The organism is Microcystis wesenbergii FACHB-1317 (assembly GCF_014696875.1).
In the GTDB taxonomy this organism is placed as follows: domain Bacteria; phylum Cyanobacteriota; class Cyanobacteriia; order Cyanobacteriales; family Microcystaceae; genus Microcystis; species Microcystis wesenbergii_A.
The window spans coordinates 1-7,453 of sequence record NZ_JACJQV010000240.1; the positions used below are offsets into that span (position 1 = coordinate 1).

At 46.3% G+C, this 7,453-nt stretch carries 11 protein-coding genes; all 11 read left to right on the forward strand.

Annotated features, from left to right (window positions below; all coding sequences use genetic code 11):
• The first annotated feature begins 285 nt into the window (after positions 1-285).
• Positions 286-552, forward strand: a complete 267-nt coding sequence (locus H6F92_RS24690) for a BrnT family toxin (protein WP_002788901.1) — start codon at positions 286-288, stop codon at positions 550-552.
• Positions 524-721 carry a hypothetical protein gene (locus H6F92_RS24695; RefSeq protein ID WP_002788900.1) on the forward strand — a complete coding sequence of 66 codons (198 nt, stop codon included), beginning with the start codon at positions 524-526 and terminating at the stop codon, positions 719-721. Before H6F92_RS24690 ends, H6F92_RS24695 begins: the two co-directional genes overlap by 29 nt.
• A 199-nt stretch (positions 722-920) precedes the next feature.
• Positions 921-1,160: a type II toxin-antitoxin system HicB family antitoxin gene (locus H6F92_RS24700; RefSeq protein ID WP_002788899.1), complete on the forward strand. Its 240-nt coding sequence runs from the start codon at positions 921-923 to the stop codon at positions 1,158-1,160.
• Positions 1,141-1,299, forward strand: a complete 159-nt coding sequence (locus H6F92_RS24705; protein ID WP_155119810.1) for an addiction module toxin, HicA family — start codon at positions 1,141-1,143, stop codon at positions 1,297-1,299. Before H6F92_RS24700 ends, H6F92_RS24705 begins: the two co-directional genes overlap by 20 nt.
• Before the next feature lie 57 nt (positions 1,300-1,356).
• Positions 1,357-3,726, forward strand: coding sequence for an arylsulfatase (locus H6F92_RS24710; RefSeq protein ID WP_190359856.1), 2,370 nt, complete (start codon positions 1,357-1,359; stop codon positions 3,724-3,726).
• Between the two features lie 89 nt (positions 3,727-3,815).
• The gene (locus H6F92_RS24715; protein WP_190359857.1) at positions 3,816-4,490 is read left to right on the forward strand and encodes a MarC family protein; all 675 of its coding nucleotides are present in this window, start codon (positions 3,816-3,818) and stop codon (positions 4,488-4,490) included.
• A 96-nt stretch (positions 4,491-4,586) separates the two neighbouring features.
• On the forward strand, positions 4,587-5,192 hold the full coding sequence (locus tag H6F92_RS24720; protein WP_002754669.1) for a hypothetical protein: 606 nt from the start codon (positions 4,587-4,589) through the stop codon (positions 5,190-5,192).
• A gap of 51 nt (positions 5,193-5,243) precedes the next feature.
• Positions 5,244-6,005, forward strand: a complete 762-nt coding sequence (locus tag H6F92_RS24725; RefSeq protein ID WP_185240972.1) for a Coq4 family protein — start codon at positions 5,244-5,246, stop codon at positions 6,003-6,005.
• 54 nt (positions 6,006-6,059) lie between these two features.
• On the forward strand, positions 6,060-6,329 hold the full coding sequence (locus H6F92_RS26385; RefSeq protein ID WP_242030269.1) for a hypothetical protein: 270 nt from the start codon (positions 6,060-6,062) through the stop codon (positions 6,327-6,329).
• Between the two features lie 77 nt (positions 6,330-6,406).
• The gene (locus H6F92_RS26390; RefSeq protein ID WP_323670472.1) at positions 6,407-6,550 is read left to right on the forward strand and encodes a hypothetical protein; all 144 of its coding nucleotides are present in this window, start codon (positions 6,407-6,409) and stop codon (positions 6,548-6,550) included.
• Positions 6,551-6,703: 153 nt separating this feature from the next.
• On the forward strand, positions 6,704-7,453 hold a 750-nt coding region (locus tag H6F92_RS24735), incomplete at its 3' end, for an ISL3 family transposase (RefSeq protein WP_190359858.1).

The window sequence follows — 7,453 nt, forward strand, 5'->3', positions numbered from 1 at the left end:
GTGCAAAAGTGAAAGCTAAGATTATCGGGAGCCGAGTGCGGTGAAAGTCGCACGCTCGGCTCTAAGAGAGAGGTGCGGAGGATAATACCTCCCATCGACTCTACCTACCTTATTTGTTCGAGATTTGTTGTACAATGCGTACAGGAAGATTGTAGTGCGATGCCGAAGGCACTGCGTAGCAGTACGCCGATCTGTAGGTTGAGGTGACGAAACCTAACAAATCTAAATATAACCCTATCATGTGTAACCCCAGATGTTATTAACTAGATATAACATCTCGATAAAATGGAGATAGAATGGGACAATAATAAAGCCGCTTCCAACTTGATCAAGCACAAGATTGATTTTGAGGATGCAAAAAATATTTTTCTAGATCCCAACCGTTTGGAAAGAGAAGATAAACGTGATTATGATGAAACCAGAATTCAAGTAATTGGTATAGTTAATCAAGTAGTTTTATTTGTTGTCTATACCAAAAGAAACGGCAGATATCGTATTATTTCAGCAAGGAGAGCCAATAAAAATGAACGACGACAATATTACCAGAGTTAAACTTGATCCCCAAAAGGCTAGTCATGGCAAGACAGATTGGGAAAAAGTCGAAGCAATGACTGAGGAGGAAATTGACAAAGCCGCTGAAGCAGATTCGGACTGTCTCCCCTTATCTCAACAAGAATTAAATGAGTTTCGCCGTATATCAATACAAACACCGATCTTGTAGTGCGGTCTGCTAGGCTTCGCCCCTCTTCGAGAACGCGGTGCCTTCGGCAACGCCGTCCTCTTGTTGATTAAACTTTAAAAATGCGGTATTGTATTACTGTCATCATAGTGCAGTCTGCTAGGCTTCGCCCCTCTTCGAGAACGCAGTGCCTGCGGCAATAAATAATGAATAGGTCTCAAGCTTTCAAGGTGACAAGTAAATGATACAGAGCTATACGGCTAAATACACTAAAATTGATACAGGTTATATGGGGCAACTCGTTGAGTGGACAGAAGTTGTGACCGAAGGTAAATATCTGGAGGAATGCAGACAGATGTTGCGAGATGCTACCCAGGAAATGGTTTTAGCCTATCAACAGCAGAATAAAGAGATTCCGCTAGGCAACAGCCTGATCGAACAAATCCCCGTTGAGGTTAATTATGTCGGTCAAACGGCGTGATTTAGTTCGCTACCTTGAAGAAAACAGTTTCTATCTTTTGAGAGAAGGTGGTAATCACTCAATTTATGACAGCATCATGACCAAGGATAAAGCCAGCGTCGTCAAAACCCTTCAGGAGAACCGCTATTGGACTTTTTAGTTTGGCAAGAATCATATTTTAGACTCTTGATCGCACAATTTAAAAGGAGCCCTCAAGATGACCCAAGACAAACCGATCCAACGCCAAATTCTACCGATTCCCGACTTGACCCCCTTCGGTCTAACCACCTACGACGCCAAGAATCCCGATACCCACTATCCCCCGATTCGAGATATCCGACCGCCGGCCGGTGCACCCAACGTGCTGATCGTGCTGCTCGATGACGTGGGTTTTGGAGCCGCCAGTGCCTTCGGTGGTCCCTGCAATACCCCCACTTTCGAGCGATTAGCGGCGGCTGGGTTAAAATACACCCGTTTTCATACCACTGCCCTCTGTTCTCCCAGTCGTGCGGCTTTGCTCTCTGGAAGGAATCATCACTCGGTCGGCATGGGCAACATCACCGAAACCGCCACCTCCGCCCCCGGACAGAGTTCCGTCCGCCCCAACACCAAAGCCCCCCTCGCCTTGACCCTGAAGCTGAACGGCTATTCCACGGCGCAATTCGGTAAATGCCACGAAGTACCGGTTTGGCAAACCAGCCCGATCGGTCCCTTTGACGCTTGGCCCTCTGGCGGGGGTGGATTCGAGTATTTCTACGGCTTTATCGGTGGCGAAAATAACCAGTGGGAGCCGGCACTGTACGAGGGAACAACCCCGATCGAACCGCCGAAAACTCCGGAGGAAGGCTATCACCTGACCGAGGATCTGGCCGATCGAGCGATCGCTTGGATTAGTCAACAAAAAGCCCTCGCCCCCAATAAGCCTTTCTTTGCCTACTTCGCCCCCGGCGCAACCCACGCCCCCCACCACGTCCCGAAGGAGTGGATCGACAAGTATCGAGGCCAATTCGCTCACGGTTGGGATCGCCAGCGTGAGATCACCTTTGCCCGACAGAAAGAACTGGGCGTAATTCCCCAAAATGCCGAACTCACCCCCCGTCACGCCGAAATTCCCCCATGGGATGACATGGACGAGCGCCTGAAGCCGGTATTAGAGCGCCAGATGGAGGTGTACGCCGCCTTTCTGGAACATACCGATGATCAGGTGGGACGAGTGATTCAAGCCTTAGAAAAGCTAGAAATCCTCGACGATACGCTAATTTACGTCATCGTCGGTGATAACGGTGCCTCCGCCGAGGGAACGCTTCAGGGCGCGTTTAACGAGATGGCCAACTTTAACGGGTTAGCGAGTCTAGAAACCCCGGAATTTCTCCTCTCGAAACTAGATGACTTCGGTGCGCCCGATTCCTATAATCACTACGCGGTCGGTTGGGCCTGGGCGATGAGTAGCCCCTATAAGTGGACGAAACAGGTCGCTTCCCACTGGGGCGGCACCCGCAACGGTACGATTGTTCGTTATCCCAAAATCATCAGGGAAAAAGGTGGGATTCGCCATCAGTTCTGTCATCTGATCGATGTGGCCCCGACGGTGTTGGAAGTGGTAGGCATTCCCGAACCGACGATGGTTAACGGTGTCCTACAAAGTCCCTACGAGGGTACGAGTATGGTTTATACCTTTAACGACGCAGCCGCCCCCGAACGTCATGATGTGCAGTATTTCGAGATGTTTGGCAATCGGGGCATCTATTACAAGGGTTGGAGCGCGATTACCAAGCACCGCACCCCGTGGGTGATGACTGGACAGACGATGGTTCCTTTCGACGATGATATCTGGGAACTATACGACGGCAGTACGGATTGGACGCAAGCTCGGGATCTCTGCCAGGAAATGCCAGAGAAACTGCACGAACTACAGCGACAATTTCTGATCGAGGCGGTTAAGTATAATGTACTGCCCCTAGACGATCGCCAAGTGGAACGGATCGATCCCGCCACCGCCGGCCGACCCACCCTCGCCAGGGGGAACTCGCAATTATTTTTCGCTGGAATGGGGCGTTTGTCCGAAAATAGCGTCATCAACATCAAAAATAAATCCTTCTCGGTAACGGCGGAACTGGAAATTCCCCCGGAAGGCGCGGACGGGGTGATTATCGCCCAAGGCGGCCGCTTCGGTGGTTGGAGTGTCTATAGCCACGATGGAAAAGCCAAGTTCGTCTATAACGTGCTGGGGATTGAAAGTTTTGTCACCGAGGCGACGGAGACGATCCCTGCTGGCAAGCATCAGGTACGGATGGAGTTTGCCTACGATGGTGGTGGTTTAGGACGGGGGGGAAATGTCACCCTCTACTACGACGGTCAACCAGTGGGTACGGGTCGGGTAGAACGAACTCAGGCTTTTATTTTCTCCGCCGACGAAACCACGGATATCGGCTACGAATCCGGCACCCCCGTGGCGGCGGAATATACCTCGAAAACCAGTCGTTTCACCGGCAAGATCGGCTGGGTTCAACTCGATCTGGGTACGGACGATCATGACCACCTGATCGACCCGGAGGAACGTCTGAAAATTATCATGGCCCGGCAGTAGAAAAGGGGACTTGCGATACTGGTAGTTTTATCTAGACTATCCCTCGGTTAAAAGCAAAAAAATTGAGCTTAAATTAGCAACTTTGTCCTATGGAATGGTCTTTTTTGAGAAACTTTGCCATCACTTTATTCGCCCTCTTAAATCCTCTGGGGATGCTGCCGATTTTTATTAGTTACACCGCTCGCGAACGTAAAGAAGTACAACGACTCGTGGCTCTATTTGTCTCGTTAACTGTCTTGTGTTTGTTATTAATTTTTATGTTTATCGGAACGCCAATGCTAAAATTCTTTGGTGTCACCTTAGACTCTTTTCGCCTGGCTGGTGGCGTGCTTTTGTTGATTATCGGTATCAACATTGTTAACGGTTCTGGGGCAGGGACAAAAGAGCTTTTAATTAATGAGCAAGGCGGGGATTATCTCAGCGAAGCTAAGTCAGTTTATCGGCAGATTGTTATTCCTATGGCTATGCCTTTATTAGTGGGTCCTGGGGTTATTGCTAACGTTATTCTTTATGCCAGTGAAGCCGAATCAAAGCTAGGTATTGGTACGAGCATTGAACTGATTTTGATGACAATTTTAGTCAGTTTTTTAGTCTTTCTCATCCTCGCTGCTGGCAAATGGTTACAAAGACTTTTAGGAGATATTGGCTTGAGTATTACTCAGCGAGTTATGGGCCTATTTGTAGCGGCGATCGGAGTACAATTTATGGTGACAGGTTTGATTAATATTTTTGTCGATCAGATCGTTCCGAAACTACCATCATAGCCAATTGCTAATTAGTCTAAATAGTTAGCTAAGAAAATTACTGGAAATATCAAATAAGCTGTTGTATATTTAAACTGGGTATTAAGGAGAGCAATCATGAGAAATTCTGAGCAATTGACCAAATCCCTGAAGCGTTTTCGTTATACACTTTTTCTGGGAGTAGCGGCCATGGCAATCACTAGCTGGGGGATGCCCAATATTTCTGTAGCCCAGACTACTCCTGCTCAAGAAAAAGTGCAGTTAATGTTCGTGCAAACGGCGGAAGATCTTAAGGTAGATCCCGTCGCAAAAACAATTCGCCTAGTGAACGTCAACAAACAGACATTATACTTTTCCGATCGCCCGAACCGGATTGCTGGTAATCTGACCATGGCCGCCTACATGGACGAGTGGACAGCCAGGGCGGGAAAAGATAATTTTGCCAACGATCCCCCCAATGCTACCCTCTCGGTCTATGAACCTGGCCGTCAAGACAATACTATAATTGTCGTCGAGATTAGCAATCCCGTCATCGATGGCAAGGACTTGATTTATAGCTACAAGCTCATCGAAGGGACTCTACCCAAGGCTGGCGGGGCAACTTCCCTATTTATCGATTGGATTGGTGTTGGTGGTGGTGTCGGTCCCGGCTTTTACGGGGTGGGGGCCGGGACCCGCGGGGTCGGTTTATACGGTGGTTACGGTGGCCCCCTGCGCTATTAATACACTTGTTCTAAGCCGCCTGTAAATTTATCTACCGATGAGGATAATTCCATGAGTTACAGATACATCAATCAATTAGCCACACCCGAAAATTTGCATCGATTTCTGGAATTTGTCGATCTAGCGGCTGGTGCGGGCCAAGAAACGGCTAATGTCTGGGAAATCGAGCGCCGATTGGTCAATAGTCGCCCGATGGAGTTATGTGTAAAAGCAGTTCTGCAAGAACCAGCCTCCGCGCAATTAGTACAAGAAAGATACATCGGCAAACCCTACGATCTCGAAGCAATGTTAAAAATGCCGAAAGGTTCTCTCGGTTGGACTTACGGCACAATTATGCACACTTTGGGCTATGATCCGCAATTTTATCCCCAACGCGAGCAATTTGATTCCGATGCCGACTATATTGGTTTTCGCATTGATAAAACCCACGATATCCATCACATTCTCACCGGGTTTAGTTTAGATACTCTTGGAGAATTGGGAGTAATTTCTGTCACGGTCGCTCAAACTCGTTATCCTACTTTTCTCCTCATCGATATCCTCTCTTTACTGATGACTTTTTTTACCAGTGATACTCTGTTAAGTCAGGTAGAAAGTGATGCCGATTTAAATAAAACTCTCGGTTACAAATTCGATTTAATTTCTCGGGGAATTACCATCGGTCGCCAGGCCCAACCTCTATTCCCGATCAAGTGGGAAGAAGGATTAGAAAAACCCTTAGATCAATGGCGTGAAGAACTGAATATCAAACCAGTTTTAGACGGGCCTTGGAGTTGGTACAGTTGCCCGGAATTACAAGCAGCGATCGCCTAATTTACCCCGCAGATTTTTATGAGAGAATAGTTAGGGATAATTCTGCTTTGATCTATGGTCAAAAAAACCGCTAGAAAACCCAGCTATACTCAAATTCGCTGGCTCTGTCAAATAATTGTCGCTCTGATGGTCTTAATGCTGCCGGTAACTATTACTCTGCGACTGGTTTTAGCTTTTCTTTTCGCTTTGATAGTGGCAATTATGTTACTAGCTTACAGAATTTCTGGCGTTGCCCCCTGGCAATTAGAACTATTAAAATCTCCCAATCATCGGGGGCATTTCTGGAATCCCTATTTTATACGATCAGCAGTTTCGGACTATTAATTTATCTGATCGCTTCCGAACACGCCATCGTTCATTTTGCTTGCGGTTTTCTGGGTATTATTAGTGCTTGGTTAGCCATACAATTGATCTACAGCCAAGAATATGCAGTACGCTACTATCACGATGGTAAAGGCCTAGTTTTTCCCGATTGCGATCGACCTAATTGGACGGAATTTCTCGATCAAGGTTTTTGGGCTCTTCGGGAATTGTTATGCAAATAATTAACTTAAAATAAAATTCGATGAGAGCACCTACGCTCAAAAGTAGCTGAAATCCATACAGGGAAGGACTTAAGGCACAAACAGGTTAATGCCAAAAGATAGACAATTGAGTTAAGATTTGATATAATAGCCAAAAACGAGATTATTTTACTTATGATACTTGACAAATTTTTGAACCTAGAAGGAACCTGTATTCAAGGCTATCGACACCTAGAAAATATCGGTATAGTTTTCCGAATCGAATCGAAAAATCAAAAAGCCATCTGTCCTCGTTGTGGGTTAGAGAGCGATAAACTACACCAAAATCATCGACATTTAGTCAAAGATTTACCAATCTCAGTCCAACCAGTGTACCTACAAGTTAATCGTCGTCAATTTAAGGGCGATAACTGTCAGAAACCCTTTAGCGAAGAGTTAGATTTTGTCGCCAAGAAACGAACCTATACGAAAAGACTAGCCGAGAATATACTCGAACAATTAAAATCAGGAGATATTTTAAATGTTAGCCGAAGAAATGACGTAACGGAAGAAGAGATTCAAAGAATGATAGAGGACATAGCTGAAGAAATTACAGAGCCAGACCTATCGGAATTAAAAAGACTAGGAATTGATGAAATCGCTCTAGTCAAAGGGCAAAAAAATTACTGTGCAGTTTTAGTAAATTTAGATACGGGAAAACTAATAGCTATTCTAGAGAAGCGAACACAAGAAGAGTTGAGGGAAACGCTTACGGGGTGGGGAAAAGAGGTGTTAGAGCCAATTGAAGAAGTCAGCATAGACCTTTGGTTGCCCTATAAAAATTTGGTGAAAGAATTGATGCCATCGGCCGAGGTAGTCGCCGATAGATTCCATGTAATGAAACAAATTAATCAAGAGTTAGACGAACAGAGAAGAGCGGAAAAA